We start from the raw sequence: 16,803 nt of genomic DNA, 5'->3' as shown, positions 1-16,803 counted from the left end.
TAAGTCCCATTGGTTTTCTCAATGATAGGGTCGGTTTCGTGTTCGATCCCGTGCTCCTGAAGACCTTCATCTCGGTAGCCGAGACGCTAAGTTTCACCCGCTCCGCCGAGCTTCTGTCGCTCAGCCAGCCGACGGTGTCGCAGCACATCCGCAAGCTGGAGAAGGCGGCGGGGCGCATCCTGGTGGCGCGCGACACGCGCGACGTGCGCCTCACTGACAACGGCGACGCGATGGTGGGGTTTGCCCGCACCATCCTCGCCGCGCACGACGAGGCGACGGCGTACTTCACCGGGTCGGCGATGCGCGGGCGGCTTCGGTTCGGTTCGGTTCGGCCGATGACATCGCGCTGACCCAGCTGCCGCAGATTCTGCGCGACTTCCGCCAGCTCTACCCGCACATCAACCTCGAGCTCACCGTGAACCAGAGCGGGGTGCTGTCGCGCCGGCTGGGGGCCGGGCAGCTCGACCTCGTCTTCGTGAAGCAGGAGCCGGGCGAATCCGACGGGCGCGTGGTGCGCCGGGAGCGGCTCGTCTGGGCCGCGCACAAGTCCCTCACTCTCGACCCGGCCGCGCACGTGCCGCTCATCGCATACCAGGCGCCGAGCATCAGCCGCGCCGCCGCAATCCACGCCCTCGAGGAGTCAGGGCGCACGTGGCGCATCACCTGCAACACGCGCGAGGTGAACGGCGTGATCGCGGCTGCCCGCGCGGGCATCGGCATTGCGGTGTTCCCGCAGACGATGATCCCGCCCGACCTCGTCGACGTGACGAACGCGTTCGACCTTCCTGCCCTCGGCGAGGTGGAATTCGCGCTGCTTGCCAACCCGGCGACGGCACGGGAGCCGATCGAGGCCCTCGTCTCGGCCATCCTGAAGCGGCCGAGCTCTCTGGCCGCGGGCTGAGTGCGCCGGACTATCGGTGCAGCGCGCCCGCCGGCCGTAGCTCCGCTTCGAGCGCGTCGCGCAGGTTGGTCACAAGGGTGTGGGTGAGGCGCTGTCGGTTGATGAAGCGCTCATAGACGCCGAGGTGGGCGAGTAGGCGGAATGCCGGGCCGAGGGCGGTGCCGAGGGCGGTCAGCCGGCCACGGCCCGCCATAGTTCCACGAGCTCGTCCTCGTCGAAGATGCGCTGGGGCGTGACAATCGTGTCGTCGCTGACGAAATAGAACACGGCGTCGATGAGGTCGGGGTCGATTCCCTTCCAGCGGGCGTAGGCCAGCCGGTAGAGCGCGAGCTGCAACTGCTTCTGCTCGAGGTCCGCGGCATCCTTCGGCGCCTTGCCGGTCTTCCAGTCAACGACCTGATAGCGCTCGCCGTCGAAGTACACGGCGTCGATCTTGCAGATGATGACCTGGCCGTCGAGGGGAAGGTGAATTTCGCGCTCGACATCCACCGCGGCGAGGCCCGCCCACGCAGACCGCTCGAATGTGCGCTTCAGCCGGTCGAGTTCCTCGAGCTCGATCGGGGGGTCATCGTCGTCGATCTCTCGCGCGAGTGCATCGATCACGTCAGTGGATCCGCCGATGCCGTATCGCTGCTCGACCCAGTCGTGGAACAGGGTGCCGAGGCGGGTTGCCCGGTACGGACGCTCGGGCATCGGCCGGCGCAGGCTCGCCGCGACTGCGGCCGGGTCGGTGACGAAGTCCTTGAACCGGGATGCGGAGACCCGACTGGGCACGTCGACGACCGTCCCCTCGCGCAGGCGCCGCCGCCGCTCCTCGAGCAGCAGGTCGAGGTCGCGCGCCCAGCGGCCCTCGTCGCCGGGAGCAGCGGCCCGCACCGCACCGGCGGCCCACTCGACCCGCACGCGACGGTCGCCGAGCGGGTCGAGCGGCCAGGTGAGGGTGTCGACGTGGTCGCCGGCGGGGTTGCTCTCGTTGTCTGGAGCCTCGGGGAGCGCCCCGATCACGCCCGCCTCGGCGAGCGGCAGCAGGAACGGGCTCGGCGTTCGCGGCTTGGTCTGGCTCGCCCAGAACGACCCGGTGAGCAGCAGCGCGTGGCGGGCGCGGGTGACGGCGACGTAGGCCAGTCGGCGTTCCTCGAGCTCGTGTCTCGCGCGGACCCGCTCCGAGAACAGCTTCTGCTCGGCCACGAGCTCCTTGCGGGTCTCGGCGCCCTGCCACTCGAAGACCGGCAGCTCGGCCGCGTCGCCGCGGAATTCGTAGGGCAGCGTGCCGTAGGACAGCCAGCCCGTGTAGCCGTCCCCCGGGTTGCCCGGCAGCTCGCCGCTGACCATCCGCGGCACGACCACAATGTCGTGCTCGAGCCCCTTGGCCCCGTGGATCGTCATCAGCTGCACTGTGCCCGGTTCCGGCTCCTCCGGCCGCGGGGCGAGTCCGTCGCGCCACTCGGCCTCGCGCAGCCACCCGAGGAATCCGCTGAGCGAGGCGGACTCGTCGACCGCGAGGTAGCCGGACAGCGCGTCGAAGAACGCGTCCATGTTTGCCCCGCCAAGCGAATGGGTCTCGTTCGCGATCACCTCGATGTCGAGGCGGAGCTCCTGCTCGACGAAGGTGACGAAGTCGAGCAGGTCGAGCCCGGACCGGGCGCGCAGCCGGGCGAAGGTGTGCCCGGCGGAGCGCAGCCGCGTAAGCCCCAGGTCGCTGAACACGCCGAGCGCACCGTGACCGGGCCTCGCGGTGGCGACAAAGTCGAGTGCGTCGATGATCGACCCGCCCTCGCCGTCAGCGACCGAGTTGCGCAGCAGAGTGCGAAGGTCGTCGTCGAGCGGCTTCTGGGCGTAGTCGCGGCTGGCGAGCCAGGATGCGACCCGCCCGAGCCCTTTGAGGTCCCGCACTCCGACGCGCCAGTGTGCCCCGGCGAGCAGGCGCACGAGCTCGGAGCCCGCCGACGGATCGCCGACGACTGTGAGGGCGCAGACGAGGTCGGCAATCTCCGGCTCGGCCAGCAGCCCGCCGACGCCGAGCACGTGGAACGGCACGCCGTGGCGACGCAGCGCATCGATGAATACGCCCTGCGTCTTGCGGGCCCGGAACAGCATCGAGGCGCTCGGCGGAGAATCGGCGGCGGGCTTGCCTTCCGCCCAGGCACCCGGCGCCGTGGCCAACTGGTCGCGCAGCCAGCGGGCTGCCGCGTCGGCCTCGTCGGCGAGCGTCTGCTCGAACACCACCTCGACCCTGAGGCGGGATGCCGCCGGGGAGGCCTCGAGGCGCTGCACCCGAACGGTGCTCTCTCCCGCGAGCGGCTCGACGATGGCGTTCGCGACCGCGAGGATGTCGTGGCCGTTGCGCCAACTCGTCGAGAGGGCGAACTGCTGCACGCCGCCGGCATCGGCCGCGCCGAACTGCCGCCCGAAGCCCTCGAGGTTCGCCGCACTCGCGCCGCGCCAGCCGTAGATCGACTGGTTCGGGTCGCCGACGGCCATCACGGCGTGGTCGGCGAACAGCTCGGCGAGCAGCCAGGTCTGCACAACGGAGGTGTCCTGGTATTCGTCGAGCAGCACGATGCGGTACCGGTCGCGGAAGTCGGCGACGACCGCTGGCACACCGCGCACGATCTCGAGGGCGAGCGCCACCTGGTCGGAGTACTCCACGAAGCCGCGCGCCGTCTTCGTCGCGGCGAACTCGGCCGCGAGCTCGACCAGAACCGGCAGGGCGCCGACCTTCGCCGCGAGCTTGTCGACCTCGGCGTAGGCGCCCTTGCCGCCCAGCGGCAGGTCGGCGACCGACGCGAAGCGCTCGGCCATCGCGACGACGTCGGCCGGGTCGACCACGTTCTCGCTGATCGCCCGGCTGAGGGTGAGCATGTCTTTGGTAAGGGTGTCGACCGAGCGGCCGAGGCCGGCGAGACGTTCGTCGCCGCTCGCGACCACGATGCGCCGGGCGAGCTGCCAGGCCGAGGCCTCGCCCAGCACGGCGCCGTCGCTCTCCCGCCCGAGCAGAATCGCGTTGTCGCGGAAGATCGTGTTGGCGAACGAGTTGTAGGTGGCGACCAGCGGCGGGTCGAAGGCGTCGTAGTCGCCCGCGACGAGGCCCTTCTCAGCAAGCTGGGCGATGCGTTCGCGGATGCGGGTGGCGAGCTCGCCGGCCGCCTTGCGGGTAAAGGTGAGGCCGAGAACCTGCCCGGCGGTCGCGTGGCCGTTGGCCAGAAGCCACAGCACCCGGTTGGCCATCGTCTCGGTCTTGCCGCTGCCCGCCCCCGCGATGACGAGCGCCGGCGCGAGCTCGGCCTCGATGACGGCGCGCTGCTGCTCGGTCGGCCGCGGCTGCCCGAGCGCGTCGGCAATGTCATAGGCACTGACGTGCCGACGCTCCGCGTCCTGCTGGTTGCCCTCAATCACTGGATACCGCCTTCACCCGGTGGAGCTTCGCCGCGCAATCGACCGAGGCACCCCAGCCGGTCAGGTCCAAGGTTCCCTTGAACTCGGCCGCGGCCATCAGAGCCGCTGCCTGGCTGATCCGTCGACGGAATCCGTCGAGCGCCTCGGCGTCGAGCTGCGCCTGCTCGGCGACCCGGTAGCTCTTGCCGCGCAGCCCCTCCTTGACGAAGAGCAGCTTCGCTCCCCCGCCGCTGTGGGCGCCGAGCGCATCGAGAAATTCGTCGAGCTTGCCATCGGCATAGGCGAGTTGGTACGCGCCCAGCTGTGGATGCTCGTCGATCTCGTTCTGCCTCGTGATCGCCCGACCGGTCTTGAGGTCGACGATCACCACCGCTCCGTCGGCCGCGCGCTCGACCCGGTCGATCGAGCCATTCACGGTGGCACGCCCGATCTCGAGCTGGAATCGTCCCTCGGCGGCGACGAGCTGCTTGCCGTCGCGGTCGAAGTCGGCGAGATACTCGGCCACGCCAGCGGCGAGGCGGCGGGCGGCGAGCTTCTGGTGCTCGGACATCCACGGGGATTCGAACAGTAGCTCGCCCCAGCGGCCCTCGATCGCCGCGAAAAGGGAGTCGACGCTCGCGTCGGTTGCGGTCTCCATCGCCCAGTGGATGATTGTTCCGATCGCCATCGCGCTGCTGGCCCGCGTGCCGGCGACCGAGCCGATGAACCAGTCGAGCGGGGAGTCCTCGAGCGAGCCGAGCGCCGACGGGGAGACCGGAATGCTCTCGTCGTCGAGGTAGAGCGGCTCGGTCGTCGACGGCGGAAGGAGCCCCAGCCACTCATCGGGGCTGGCGCCGGGAACCCCTTCGACCGCGAGGTGGGCGAGGGCGGATGCCGCGGCGGCGCGCTCAGCTGGCGCCCGGTTCGGCTGCACGAGCTCGCGCCGCAGCCGGCCGGTGAAGCCGCGCAGCGACAGCGGCGGCATCGCGGAGGTATCGCTCACGGGAACATCAGGTGGGAGGAAGCTGAAGAAGACGCTCGCCGCCTCGTCGTCGCTCGCCACCGCGGCAACCACCACCTGCCGGCGCGCGCGAGACACCGCAAGCGCAAACATCCGCAGCTCATCATGCAGCACGAGGCGGCGCGCGTCGATGGGGGTGTCGGCCTGGCCCGTGACGGCCTCGACGAGCTGCTGGGCGCCGAGCAGCGAGCCGCGCAGCCGCAGGTTCGGCCAGATGCCCTCCTGCACGCCGGCAACCACGACGACGTCGAACTCGAGGCCGACCACTCCGGACGGTGTCGTGACGAGCACCGCGTCGCCGGAGGATTGCGGCGACAGCGTGTCTTCGGGAACCTCGGCGTCGAGCACCGAGTCGAGGAAGACGCTCGCCGGGGCACCGGGCTGGCGTTCGACGAAGCGCTTGGCCGCGGTGAACAGGGCCACGATGCCGTCGAGATTGCGGTTGGCCTCGGCTGCCGTGATTCCGGCGCCCAGCGCGTGGGCGAGCCACGGCGCGGACAGCGCGCTGCGCTCCCACGCCTGCCAGAGCAGCTCCTCGACGGTGCCGCCGCCCGCCGCCAGTTCACCGACGGAGGCGAGGGTCTGCGCGAGCCGGTCGGCGTTTCGGGCGACCCGGTGGTCGATGGTCGTGAAGCGACCGGACGCGGCGAGTCCCTCGACGAGCAGCACGTCGCTCTGTCGTGTGCCGCCGCCAGCGAGCTCCTCCGCGCGCAACGCGAGGCGCAATCGGCGCAGACCGAGCCGGTCGAGTCCACCGAACGGGCTCAGCAGCAGGTCGACGGCGAGGTCGGGGGTCAACGCCGTCCTGCCCATCCCGATGTCGACGACGGCGAGCAGGCCCCTCGCCGACTGGTCCTCGCGCAGCGGCCGGCCACCGACCGCGGTGCGGGTCGGCACGTCGGCGAGTGCGAGTGCCCTGGCGACGACGGGCACCTGCGCGCCGCTGCGCACCACAACAGCCATCGAGTTCAGTCCGATGCCGTCGATGAGGTGGCGTTGGCGCAGTACCCGCGCGATCGCGGCCCACTCCCGCGACGGCGTTGCCGCTTCGATTCGCACGATCGGCTTCAGAAGGGCACCGGTGGCGGGTTCGGAGGGACCTTGGTTGTCTGGGGTCGGGGTGGCGGGGCCCGATTCAGCCTGCGGGCTCGGCAGGCTAGACGCTGCCCGTTGGGGACCGGCGGCCGCGGTGCCGATTCGCGCGACGACCGCAGAGGTCAGGGTTCGAAGCTCCGGCACCTGCCGGTGGACTGACCGCAGGTAGTGCGTCTCGGCCCTCGGCAGCCGCAGCAGGCTCGACAACCGGCCGAGCGCATCGGGCTCGCCTCCGCGGAAGGCGTTCGCGGCGACATCCGGATCCCCGAGCGCGACGATCGCGACACCGCGTCGGGCGAAACCGCGCAACAGCGTGAGCGTCGACGCCGTGGCCTCCTGCATGTCATCGACAACCACCAGGCGCAGGCCCTCGATGCGCGCGCTCACCTCGCCCGACTCAAGTGCGGCGGCGGCGCGATTCACGAGCTCGCTCGAGTCGCACTGGCCCGGCCGCAGCCACCCGCTCACCTCCAGGTATTCATCAAAGAAATCGGCGGCAGCGGCCCACTCGGCGCGGTCGTGCTCGGCGCCGAGAGCACGCAGCGCAGCGGTGGAGACACCGTATTCGGTGATTCGCATGAGCAGGTCGCGCAGTTCGGTACGGAACCCGCGGAGCGCGCGCACCTGCGGGCCGAGCAGTTCAGGCCAGGCTGGTCCGGTGCCGTCTTCGAGGTGCCCCGCGAGCAGCTGTGCCATGTCGTGGTCCTGCTCGCCGCCGGTGATCAGCCTCGGTACCGCTCCGCCGGACAGAGCAGTGGCATGGCCGACAATCTCGAATGCGAGCGAGTTGACGCTGCGCGCGAGCGGACCGTTTGTCGGCACTGCCAGACGCAGGGCGAGAATGTCGCGCAACCTCGTGGCCGTGCTTCGGCTCGGGGTGAGGGCAAGCACCTGCTCCGGCGCGAATCCCCGCTCGAGCACCCGGTTGGCGACAAGTTCGATCAACGTCGTCGTCTTCCCTGAACCTGGGGCGCCGATGACCGCGGCGGATGCGTCGTCGGGCAGATCGACGACCGCACGCTGGGAGTGGTCGAGCTCGACGCCGGAGGGAGCGCCGGAGGCCGTCGCGGGCGCCCGGTCGGCCGCGCCCTGCCGCTGGAATCCACTGATGCTCACCCGACCCAAGCTAGCCGCTGCCACCGACATCGCCTCGTCGGCCACGCGCGCGGTTCCGCTCACAACGAACGGTCCGGGAAGGCAGGGAACTATGTCGTAATCTGAGCACGTGGACATTCGTATCGGTATTACCAACTCGCCTCGCGAGATCAACTTCGAGTCATCGCAGAACGCAGGCGAGATCGAAAAGATCGTCGCGTCCGCCCTCGAGTCGAAGAGCTCCTACATCTCCCTCAAGGACGACAAGGGCAAGCTGTACGTCATCCCGACCGCCGCACTCGGCTACGTCGAGATCGGCTCCGACACGTCACGGCGTGTCGGATTCGTGGCCTGATCCACTAGCCATGGAGCTTCTCTTCGTCTGCATCGCCGCAGCCAGCATCGGTGCGGTCGCGCGCTACACGCTGCCCGGCCGAGAGACCCACGGAGTGCTTCTGCTGCCGGGGATCGCGACAGCGGTCGGCGCCGCCGTCTGGGCTGCGCTCACCTGGTTGGGGATGCCATTTGACGGAGGCTGGATCTGGGTCGTGACGCTCGCGCTGTGCGCTCTTGCTGCGGTCGGCGCCGGCATCCTGCTCCCCCGCCGACGCCGGGAAGCCGACGCACGGCTGCTCGCCACCCTGTCGCACTCGTAGCACTGCGAGGCGCGTGAGCTAGCACTTCGACTCGTGTGAGCGGCAGTGCCGCCCCACGCTGCGACGAAATGCCCTACGCAGTGAGGCCCAGCGCGTCCATCCTGCGGGTGTGCGCGGCGATGAGCTCGGTGAATACCGGCTCGAGTCTGGCCTCGTCCGGCGCCGTGTTCTCCGGAACGGCGAGCGCCGACCGGGCGATGAGCAGGGTGTCGCCCACGAGGCGGCGCCCCCACATCGCGAGGCGGGATGCGAGGCGCGGATTGGCCTCGATCGCCTCGAGCAGCTCGGCAATGATGAACTTGCTGCCGGCATCCGGAGTCAGGAGCGCGGCGATGCGCTTGGTCTGGTCCTCGGGAAGCCCACCGGCGAGGCGTACGAAAAAGTCGTCGAGCAGCCCCGCCGTCACGAAGACCGTCACGAGGTTCTCGTACCAGTCGGCACCACGGGTGTCGCGGTGGAACTGGTCGATCGCCCGTCGAAACGGCTCCATCGTGGCCACCGGGTCGTGCCCGGTGCGCGTGAGCTCGGCGACGAGCCCCTCGTACTTCGTGAGCGACTGGTGGGCCACGCGGCTCATAGCGTTCTTCCCGCGCGTGTGTGGCGCCGTGGTGACCGCACCCGCGGCGGTCTCGAAGTTCGTCAGCTGAAGGTAGGCGGCCCGACCGAGGAAACTGGCCAGATCGGGCGTCAGTTCGCCGAGCGCAACGCGGTTGACGTTCTCGCTGCCCTGCCTGGACGGGCGGGGCCTCAAGCGGGGAATCTCAACGTGAGTCCTGCGCTGAGAGAAGAAGGAGGCCACAGCGCTCAGCCTAGCCGCCAGCCCTCGCGAGGCGATAACGACGCCCCCACCAGCCGGGAAATGCCATATTCCCAGACCCTCGCCGCTAAACTAGTTGCAGGCCCCTTTCTGACAGGGGCATCTGCGCCCCAGGAACAAGCGGGCGTACTCGCATTCATGATGGGCATTCACACGTGACTTTTGCAGAACTCAATATCGATCAGGACATGGTCGACGCTCTCGCCTCCAAGGGCATCGTCGAGCCGTTCCCCATTCAGACCCAGACAATCCCGATGGGGCTGGGCGGCCAGGACATCATCGGCCAGGCCAAGACCGGAACCGGCAAGACGCTCGGGTTCGGGCTTCCGCTGCTGCAGTCCCTCGGGCTGAACCCGGAGCCGGGCGTCAAGGCGCTCGTCGTCGTGCCGACCCGCGAACTGTGCGTGCAGGTCGCCGAAGACCTGACCCTCGCGGCATCCAATCGGGCAACGCAGATCGCTGCGATCTACGGCGGTAAGGCCTACGAGGGCCAGGTGGAGCAGCTGAAGGCCGGCGCACAGGTCGTCGTCGGTACCCCGGGTCGCCTGCTCGACCTCGCCAACCAGCGGCTGCTCTCGCTCAAAGACGTCAAGGTGATGGTGCTCGACGAGGCCGACAAGATGCTCGACCTCGGCTTTCTCGCCGACATCGAGAAGCTCTTCGCGCAGACGTCGCCGACTCGCCACACGATGCTCTTCTCGGCGACGATGCCCGGACCGATCGTCGCCCTCGCGCGCCGCTTCATGAACCGCCCTATCCACATCCGCGCGACGGACCCCAACGAGGGGCTCACGCAGGCGAACATCAAGCACGTCATCTACCGCGCCCACAACATGGACAAGGACGAGGTGATCGCGCGCATCCTGCAGGCCGAGGGCCGCGGCAAGACCGTCGTGTTCACCCGCACCAAGCGCGCGGCGGCGAAGCTCGTCGAGGAGCTCAACGACCGCGGATTCAACGCCGCGGCCGTGCACGGCGACCTGAACCAGGAGCAGCGCGAGCGCGCGATGGCCGCGTTCAAGGCAGGCAAGAAGGACATCCTGATCGCCACGGATGTCGCTGCGCGCGGCATCGACGTCAACGACGTCACCCACGTGATCAACCACACCATCCCGGACGACCACGACACCTACCTGCACCGTGCCGGCCGCACCGGCCGCGCCGGCAAGACCGGCATCGCGGTGACCTTCGTCGACTGGGACGACCTGCACAAGTGGGCGCTTATCAACAAGGCCCTCGACTTCGGCCAGCCGGAACCGACCGAGACCTACTCGTCATCGCCGCATCTCTTCTCGGACCTCGATATCCCCACCGATGTGCGCGGTCGTCTCGCGCACGCCGGCCCGCCACGGGTGCGGGAGCCGCAGTCGTCCGATCGCGGGGGTGACCGCGGGCGTTCGGGTTCGGGTTCGGGCGGCGATCGCGGGCGCTCCGGCTCGGGTTCGGGCGGCGATCGCGGGCGCTCAGGCTCGGGTTCAGGCTCGAGCTCAGGCTCGAGCTCCGGCGGATCGGGTCGCGGCGGCGATCGCGGCCGCTCCGGCGGCTCCGGCGCATCCGGCCGCTCCGGCGACCCGGCGTCGACCGGCCGCTCCGGCGACTCCGCGTCGACCGGCCGCTCCGGCAACTCCGCGTCGACTGGCTCGGGATCGCGCTCCCGGGGAGGCCAGCGCGACGGCGATTCCGGAGCGGCATCCGGTTCCGCAGGTACCGCAACGGCACCGTCATCCGGTGAGCACCGCGACGGGTCGCGCCCCCCGCGCAGCCGCCAGCGCACTCGTCGTCGGGATCCAGGAGCAGCTCCGCCCGTCGCATAACAGGTCGCCGCGCCGCTACCGGCCGCCGGTCGCGCGGCCGCCGGTCGCGCGCACGCTGTTCACTGCCGCAGCTGTCGGCGCGCTGCCACGCCGCGTTCGCGCGCACGCTGTTCACTGCCGCAGCTGTCGGCGCGCTGCCACGCCGCGTTCGCGCGCACGCTGTTCACTGCCGCAGCTGTAATCGCACCCACGCGAGTGAACAACAGCCGCGCGAACGTGTCGGCGCGGTGCGTACCGGTGTGGGCACCGGTCTTGAGCGACCCAGCCGCGACTCAGCCGCGGTGCGCAGCCGATCCGGTCGCCCGTGCAATGATGCGCTCGAGAACCTCCGGTGCCGTCGTGTTCTCGCCGAGCCGGTTGGGTTTGCCCTCGCCGTGGTAGTCGCTCGAGCCGGTCTCGGCCAAGCCGAACTTCTCGGCGAGCTCGCGCAATCGTTCCTTGCCGCTGGGCGTGTTCTCGCGGTGGTCCACCTCGAGGCCGAACAGTCCGGCATCCACGAGCGTGCGCAGCTTCTCCTCCGGCATCACCTCTTGGCGACCGCGAGTGCCGGGATGGGCAAGCACCGGCACTCCCCCGGCGGCGACGACAAGCTTCACCGCCGCGAGCGGATCCGGTGCATAGTGCGGCTCGAAATACCCCTGGCGCGGATGCAGGATGCTCTCGAACGCCGCACTGCGGTTGGGAACGTGTCCACGTGCGACAAGCGCGTCGGCGATATGCGGCCGGCCGACGGTCGCCCCGACACTGGTCTGGGCGAGCACGTCCAGCCAGGTCAGGTCGTAGTCCGCACCGATCCGCTCCACGATGTTCTCGGCGCGCTTGAGCCGTGCATCCCTGATCCGCGCGGTCTCGGCGATGAGGCCCGCGTCGAGCGGGTCGAACAGGTAGGCCAGCAGGTGCACGCTCTTCCAGCCGAAGAAGGTGCTGAGCTCCATGCCCGGGATGATCGTGAGCCCGGTGCCGGATGCCGCCGCGATCGCTTCGGTCCAGCCGGCGGTCGAATCGTGGTCGGTGATCGCGATGGCATCGAGTCCTGCCGCAGCCGCCGCGCGCACCAGTTGGGCCGGCGTTTCCGTGCCGTCGGACACGCTGCTGTGCGTGTGAAGATCGATCAGAGACGGCATGCGGCAATCGTAGGGGTACAGCTTCCACGCCGGCCGAGTGCCCCGGTCTGGGGCTCTCCCCGCGACGCCCGCGCGGCAGGCTGCGGCTAGGGTGATCTCAGATGATTCGAAAAATCGCCGCGGCCGTGCTGACCATCGGGGTCGCCGGCATCCTGCTCGTCGCGGTCTGGCCCCAACTTCTCGGGCTCGAACTCGTACCCGTCGTGGCCCACATCGTGTCGCTCCGCGCAGTTGCCGCCGTCGGCGCCCTCGCCGCCATCGTCGCCCTGCTTCTCATCGCCCTCGTGATCCCGTCGTTCCGCCGCCTCGGCGCATCCTTGTCCGTTCTGCTGCTCGTATTCATTGCAGCGACCGGTGCCGTGCTCGCAACCCGCGGATTCGGATCGGACGACGCTCGCGGTGCGGCCGCCGTCGACGCAACGGCAGACGCCGCGGTGGACGATCTGACCGTGCTCACCTGGAACACCCTCGGGGATGCTCCGGGCGCCCAGGAGATCGCCCGTCTCGCTCTCGAGACCGGCGCCGACATCGTCGCCCTCCCGGAGACCACGCGGGAGACCGCTATCGAGGTCGCGCTCATCATGAAGGGGGAGGGACGCCCGATGTGGGTGAACACCCTCGCTCTCGACGAGATCTCCAAGGCACGGTCCACCTCGCTGCTCACAAGTGCCGACCTCGGCATGTACTCCCGCGACACCTCGAGGGGCTCCACCTCCGTGGTGCCGTCGGTGATCGTGACGCCCGATGATGGCACAGGACCCACGATCGTGGCCGCGCACCCCGTTGCCCCCATCGCCGGGTACTTCAGCGTCTGGCGCGAGGACCTCGAGTGGGTGAAGGGCGCCTGCACGGGAGAGAACATCATTATCGCGGGCGACTTCAACTCGACGATCGACCACTACCGCCGACTCGCGAATGACCGAGACAGCACAATTGGGGACTGCGTGGACGCGGCGCAGACCACGGGTGCCGCTGCCGTCGGAACGTGGCCGACCGACGTGCCGCCCCTGCTCGGAACTCCCATCGACCACATCATGGCCACCGACAACTGGACAGCGACCCACGTGAGGGTGATCCTCGACCGCGACGGCCTCGGCAGCGATCACCGCCCGATCGTCGCGACGCTGAGCCCGACGGGCTGACACGCCCATTACCCCTTTCGCCGACGGGGGCGGTCCCCCTGTCCCCGACAGAGCAGACGCGCAGACAATCGGAGAATGAGCGATTCTCCTCCCCCGAGGGATCCGCCCCCGGCCTATCGCCGCACCGCATCAGTCTCGCAGGGCGCGACAGGCAGCGGCAGCGCACCGAGCGGCGACGGACTCACCCGCTTCTTCGACCGCATCCGATCGCTCGGTATCGTGCGCGGCGACGACCGGTGGTTCGCTGGCGTGCTCGGTGGCATCGCCGCCAGTACTGGGCTCGCACCCACGGCCGTTCGGATTGTGGTCATCCTGTTCGGCATTCTCGGAGCACCCGTGCTCTTCGCCTACGTGGTGGCCTGGGCCCTGCTCCCCGACCTGCGGGGCCGCATCCACGCCGAGCAGGCGCTTCGCGGGGTGTTCGAACCGGTGATTATTGCAATCGTGGTGCTGCTGATCGCAGCCTTTCCCCCGTTCGGCGGCACTGCGCTCTGGCGCTGGCCGTGGACGATCACCGGCCTGCCCGACTGGATCTCGACCATGTTGTCGGTCGTCTGGGGCATCGCCATCACGATCGGAATAGTGTGGCTCATCGTCTACCTCGTGCGCCAGGCATCCGCGGGGCCGGCGGGGCCTGCGGGGCCGGCGGCGGACACGCGGGCGGACACAGGCGCCGGGCCGGATGACACCGGCGCTGCACGGGCACACTGGGCCCAAGCGCACCGCCCGCAGGGTCCAGCGCCGGCGGGCGAACGGCCGCCTTTGCCAACTGAACAGCGGCAGTGGTCCGCCGCATGGTCTGCCCAGCCGGCCGACGAACAGGTCGCAGTCCGGCAGGCTCGGGCACGGCAGGCAGCCGAGCGTGCGGCCTGGCACCGCGACACCCGCCCCGGCGCCGCGGTGACCGCCATCGTGCTCGGCCTCGGACTCGTCCTCGGCGCGCTCACCGCAGGGATCTACTCCGGCGGCGACTTCACCAACGAAGCATTCGTGCTCGGGCTCGCCGCTCTTCTCGCCGTGCTCGCCCTCGGGGTCATCGTGGAAGGTCTCCTCGGCCGCCGCAGCGGCGGCATGGGCGGATTCGCGCTGCTGACGATCCTCGCGCTGGTCCCTGCGGCGATCTTCCCGTTCGGGTCGCAGGTCTCCCTGTTCGGGGCCCCGTACTGGGATGTCACGAGCTCCAACGAATCGCACAGCTTCGCTGCGCTCGCGGGGCAGCCGACCATCGACCTGTCGGGCCTCACGTCTGACGGGTCAGGTCCTGCCGTCGTGAACGTCTGGCTCGGTCTTGGCCAGACCAGAGTGATCGTTCCGCGGGATGAGCCGGTCAGGATCGACGCGATCGAGACGACTCCCCCTCCCGAGGGCGCCAGGTCTACCCCGTTCTCCGCGCGCGAACGCGGACCGCTCTTCGGCACGGTGGTGTGGGGCCTGATCCTCCTCGCCGTCGCAGCAATATTCGCGGTGCCTATCCTGTACGGCCCCATCGAGAACCCGTCGCTCTGGATCCTCTGGGGCATCGCCGTGCTGGGGTTCCTCCTGCTCGCGGCGGGCATCGTGGCAGCCGTGCGCCGCGCCCGCTAGGCGCGAGCAGTGAGACAATGAGGCATGGCTGATCCCACGAAGACCACCCCTCCGCGCGCGACCGAGAACCGTTCGACGACTCCATCCTCCGATGTGTTCAAGGATTTCATCCGCAGCAACTGGGCCGAGCGCGTCGACGTCGTGCCCTCCGCACGGGAGCAGGCCTCCTACGCATCAGAGAGGCGGCGCCGCCTCTCCGCGCTCTACCCCGGCACAGCGGTCGTGGTACCGGCCGGCTCCCCCAAGGTGCGCTCGAACGACACCGACTACCCCTTCCGGGCGCACTCCGGATTCGCGCACCTCACAGGCTGGGGCAGCGACACCGTTCCCGGCAGTGTGCTCGTGCTGCTGCCGACCGCAGAGGGCCACGACGCCACCCTGTACTTCCGCGAGGCCGCCGGCCGCGACTCCGACGAGTTCTACGCGAACTCCGACATCGGCGAATTCTGGACCGGCCCGCGCCCCGGCCTCGAGAGCGTCGCCGCAGACCTGGGCCTGGCGACGGCCAGCATCCACGAGCTCGACGGGGTGCTCGAGTCGCTCGAGACCGGCACCGTACTGCTGCGCGAGGCAGACCAGGCAGTCACCGCGAAGGTCGACGTCGCGCGGAGCGAGCTCGAGGAGGAGTTCGTGGATGCGGATGCCGGACTGCTCCGCGACCTCAGCGAGCTGCGGCTCGTCAAGGACCAGTATGAGATCCACGAGATGCGCCTCGCGGTCGATGCGACAAAGCTCGGGTTCGACGACGTCATCGCTGACCTGCCCGCGATCGTCGCGCACGCGCGCGGCGAGCGCCTCGTCGAGGGCGCCTTCAACCGCCGCGCTCGGGCGGAGGGCAACACGGTCGGCTACGACACGATCGCGGCATCCGGCCCCCACGCCTGCATCCTGCACTGGGTGCGCAACGACGGCCCCGTCGTGCCGGGCGACCTGATCCTGCTCGACGCCGGTATCGAGCTCGAGAGCTATTACACGGCTGATATCACCCGCACGCTGCCGGTGAGCGGCACCTTCACCGAGGTGCAGCGCCGGGTCTACGAGGCGGTGCTCGAGGCGGCGGATGCGGCGTTCGCCATCGTGCGGCCCGGCATCCGGTTCCGCGAGATCCACCAGACGGCGATGGCCGTGATCGCGAAGAAGACCGCCGAGTGGGGCCTTCTGCCCGTGAGCGCCGACGAATCGACCAAGCCGGAAAACCAGTTCCACCGCCGGTACATGGTGCACGGCACGAGCCACCACCTCGGCATCGACGTGCACGACTGCGCGCAGGCGCGCCGCGACCTCTACCTCGACGGGGTGCTCGAGGCGGGCATGGTGTTCACGATCGAGCCGGGCCTCTACTTCCAGCCCGACGACCTCAGCGTGCCGGAGGAGTTCCGCGGCATCGGGGTGCGCATCGAGGACGACATCCTGGTCACCGAGTCCGGCGCGGAGAACCTGTCGATCGGCATCCCCCGCACCGCGGACGACGTCGAGGCGTGGCTCGCCTAGAACCTCGGTGCTCGCGCGTTCGCGCGTTCGCTGTTCCGCCGCACGCGGGTGTTGTTCAGCCGCGCTGGTGTGATTACTGGCGCGCGCGTGAACAACACCCGCGCGAGCGCGAGGTGCGACGCGGCTCAGCGCACACCCTGCGCGCCCGCGCAAGCACCTACTCGGTCGGTTGTGGCCGGGCGAGCAGCTCCTGTGCGCGGATGGTGAGCGAGGGGTCGATGATGATCTCGTACTGGCTCGCGAGCACCTGGTTGATCGAGGTGAAGTCGTGGCGGCGGCGGTTGAGCGCGTAGGAGACGAGGCTGAAGATCATGCCGAACCCTCCACCGATCAGCACGGCCGCGCCGACGAATACGAACGACGACGGCTCGGCCGAAAACAGGAACAGGATGAGCCCGAAGAACAGGCCGAGCCAGGCGCCGCTCGCAGCGCCGGCACCGGCCGCCTTCGCGTTCGTGAGCTTGCCGGTCACCCTCTCGACGGTCTTGAGGCCGCTGCCCACGATCGAGACCTGCTTAATCGGGAACTCGGCCTTGGCCAGCCGGTCGACGACCGCCTGCGCCTCGGGGTAGGTCTCGTAAGTTCCGAGCACGTCACCGCGCGGCAGCGTCGGGAATACCTGGGAACGACGGGAGAAAGGGCTGGGTGTGGTCACGAACCCATTCTTTCATCGGTCAAGTAGGGTTTT

Annotated in this window: 12 protein-coding genes and 1 pseudogene; 7 read left to right on the top strand and 6 right to left on the bottom strand. The window is 69.6% G+C overall.

Annotated features, from left to right (window positions below; genetic code table 11):
• Nucleotides 1-38: 38 nt before the first annotated feature.
• Nucleotides 39-901: pseudogene (locus BHD05_RS07015) on the top strand (LysR substrate-binding domain-containing protein).
• A gap of 10 nt (nucleotides 902-911) precedes the next feature.
• Here the strand turns inward: BHD05_RS07015 and BHD05_RS07010 are convergent.
• From BHD05_RS07010 to BHD05_RS07000, 3 genes are read right to left on the bottom strand one after another with little or no spacing between them, the layout of a single operon-like run.
• Nucleotides 912-1,094, bottom strand: a complete 183-nt coding sequence (locus BHD05_RS07010; protein WP_161885795.1) for a hypothetical protein — start codon at nucleotides 1,092-1,094, stop codon at nucleotides 912-914.
• Entirely contained in the window at nucleotides 1,073-4,297 is a 3,225-nt protein-coding gene (locus BHD05_RS07005) for an ATP-dependent helicase (RefSeq protein ID WP_161885794.1), read from the bottom strand. The genes BHD05_RS07010 and BHD05_RS07005 overlap by 22 nt, the downstream gene beginning before the upstream one ends.
• Entirely contained in the window at nucleotides 4,290-7,508 is a 3,219-nt protein-coding gene (locus tag BHD05_RS07000; RefSeq protein WP_161885793.1) for an ATP-dependent DNA helicase, read from the bottom strand. Before BHD05_RS07000 ends, BHD05_RS07005 begins: the two co-directional genes overlap by 8 nt.
• 109 nt (nucleotides 7,509-7,617) lie before the next feature.
• Here BHD05_RS07000 and BHD05_RS06995 point away from each other — a divergent pair, with 109 nt between their 5' ends.
• Both BHD05_RS06995 and BHD05_RS06990 read left to right on the top strand, forming a co-directional pair.
• Nucleotides 7,618-7,842 carry a DUF3107 domain-containing protein gene (locus BHD05_RS06995; RefSeq protein WP_161885792.1) on the top strand — a complete coding sequence of 75 codons (225 nt, stop codon included), beginning with the start codon at nucleotides 7,618-7,620 and terminating at the stop codon, nucleotides 7,840-7,842.
• Between the two features lie 10 nt (nucleotides 7,843-7,852).
• Complete coding sequence (locus tag BHD05_RS06990) at nucleotides 7,853-8,143, top strand: DUF4175 domain-containing protein (protein WP_161885791.1); 291 nt, start codon at nucleotides 7,853-7,855, stop codon at nucleotides 8,141-8,143.
• 73 nt (nucleotides 8,144-8,216) lie between these two features.
• On the opposite strand, the gene BHD05_RS06985 is transcribed toward BHD05_RS06990, so the two are convergent.
• A complete protein-coding gene (locus tag BHD05_RS06985; protein ID WP_236966695.1) occupies nucleotides 8,217-8,894 on the bottom strand; it encodes a ferritin-like fold-containing protein in 678 nt (225 codons plus the stop codon).
• 221 nt (nucleotides 8,895-9,115) lie between these two features.
• Between BHD05_RS06985 and BHD05_RS06980 the strand changes: the two genes are divergently transcribed.
• Nucleotides 9,116-10,774, top strand: a complete 1,659-nt coding sequence (locus BHD05_RS06980; RefSeq protein WP_236966694.1) for a DEAD/DEAH box helicase — start codon at nucleotides 9,116-9,118, stop codon at nucleotides 10,772-10,774.
• A 272-nt stretch (nucleotides 10,775-11,046) separates the two neighbouring features.
• On the opposite strand, the gene BHD05_RS06975 is transcribed toward BHD05_RS06980, so the two are convergent.
• Nucleotides 11,047-11,898 (bottom strand): PHP domain-containing protein, encoded by an 852-nt coding sequence (locus BHD05_RS06975; protein WP_161885789.1) that lies wholly within the window; start codon nucleotides 11,896-11,898, stop codon nucleotides 11,047-11,049.
• Between the two features lie 101 nt (nucleotides 11,899-11,999).
• On the opposite strand from BHD05_RS06975, the gene BHD05_RS06970 reads away from it, so the two are divergent.
• From BHD05_RS06970 to BHD05_RS06960, 3 genes are all read left to right on the top strand, one after another.
• Complete coding sequence (locus BHD05_RS06970) at nucleotides 12,000-13,040, top strand: endonuclease/exonuclease/phosphatase family protein (RefSeq protein WP_161885788.1); 1,041 nt, start codon at nucleotides 12,000-12,002, stop codon at nucleotides 13,038-13,040.
• Between the two features lie 75 nt (nucleotides 13,041-13,115).
• Nucleotides 13,116-14,624, top strand: coding sequence for a PspC domain-containing protein (locus BHD05_RS06965; RefSeq protein WP_161885787.1), 1,509 nt, complete (start codon nucleotides 13,116-13,118; stop codon nucleotides 14,622-14,624).
• 24 nt (nucleotides 14,625-14,648) lie between these two features.
• Nucleotides 14,649-16,115, top strand: a complete 1,467-nt coding sequence (locus BHD05_RS06960) for an aminopeptidase P family protein (protein WP_161885786.1) — start codon at nucleotides 14,649-14,651, stop codon at nucleotides 16,113-16,115.
• A 157-nt stretch (nucleotides 16,116-16,272) separates the two neighbouring features.
• Here BHD05_RS06960 and BHD05_RS06955 read toward each other — a convergent pair whose 3' ends face one another.
• Nucleotides 16,273-16,770, bottom strand: coding sequence for a YflT domain-containing protein (locus tag BHD05_RS06955; RefSeq protein ID WP_161885785.1), 498 nt, complete (start codon nucleotides 16,768-16,770; stop codon nucleotides 16,273-16,275).
• Nucleotides 16,771-16,803 lie beyond the last annotated feature (33 nt).

It is taken from the genome of Marisediminicola antarctica (genome assembly GCF_009930795.1).
Lineage (GTDB): Bacteria > Actinomycetota > Actinomycetes > Actinomycetales > Microbacteriaceae > Marisediminicola > Marisediminicola antarctica.
This window is presented reverse-complemented; position numbering and strand designations above follow the sequence as displayed.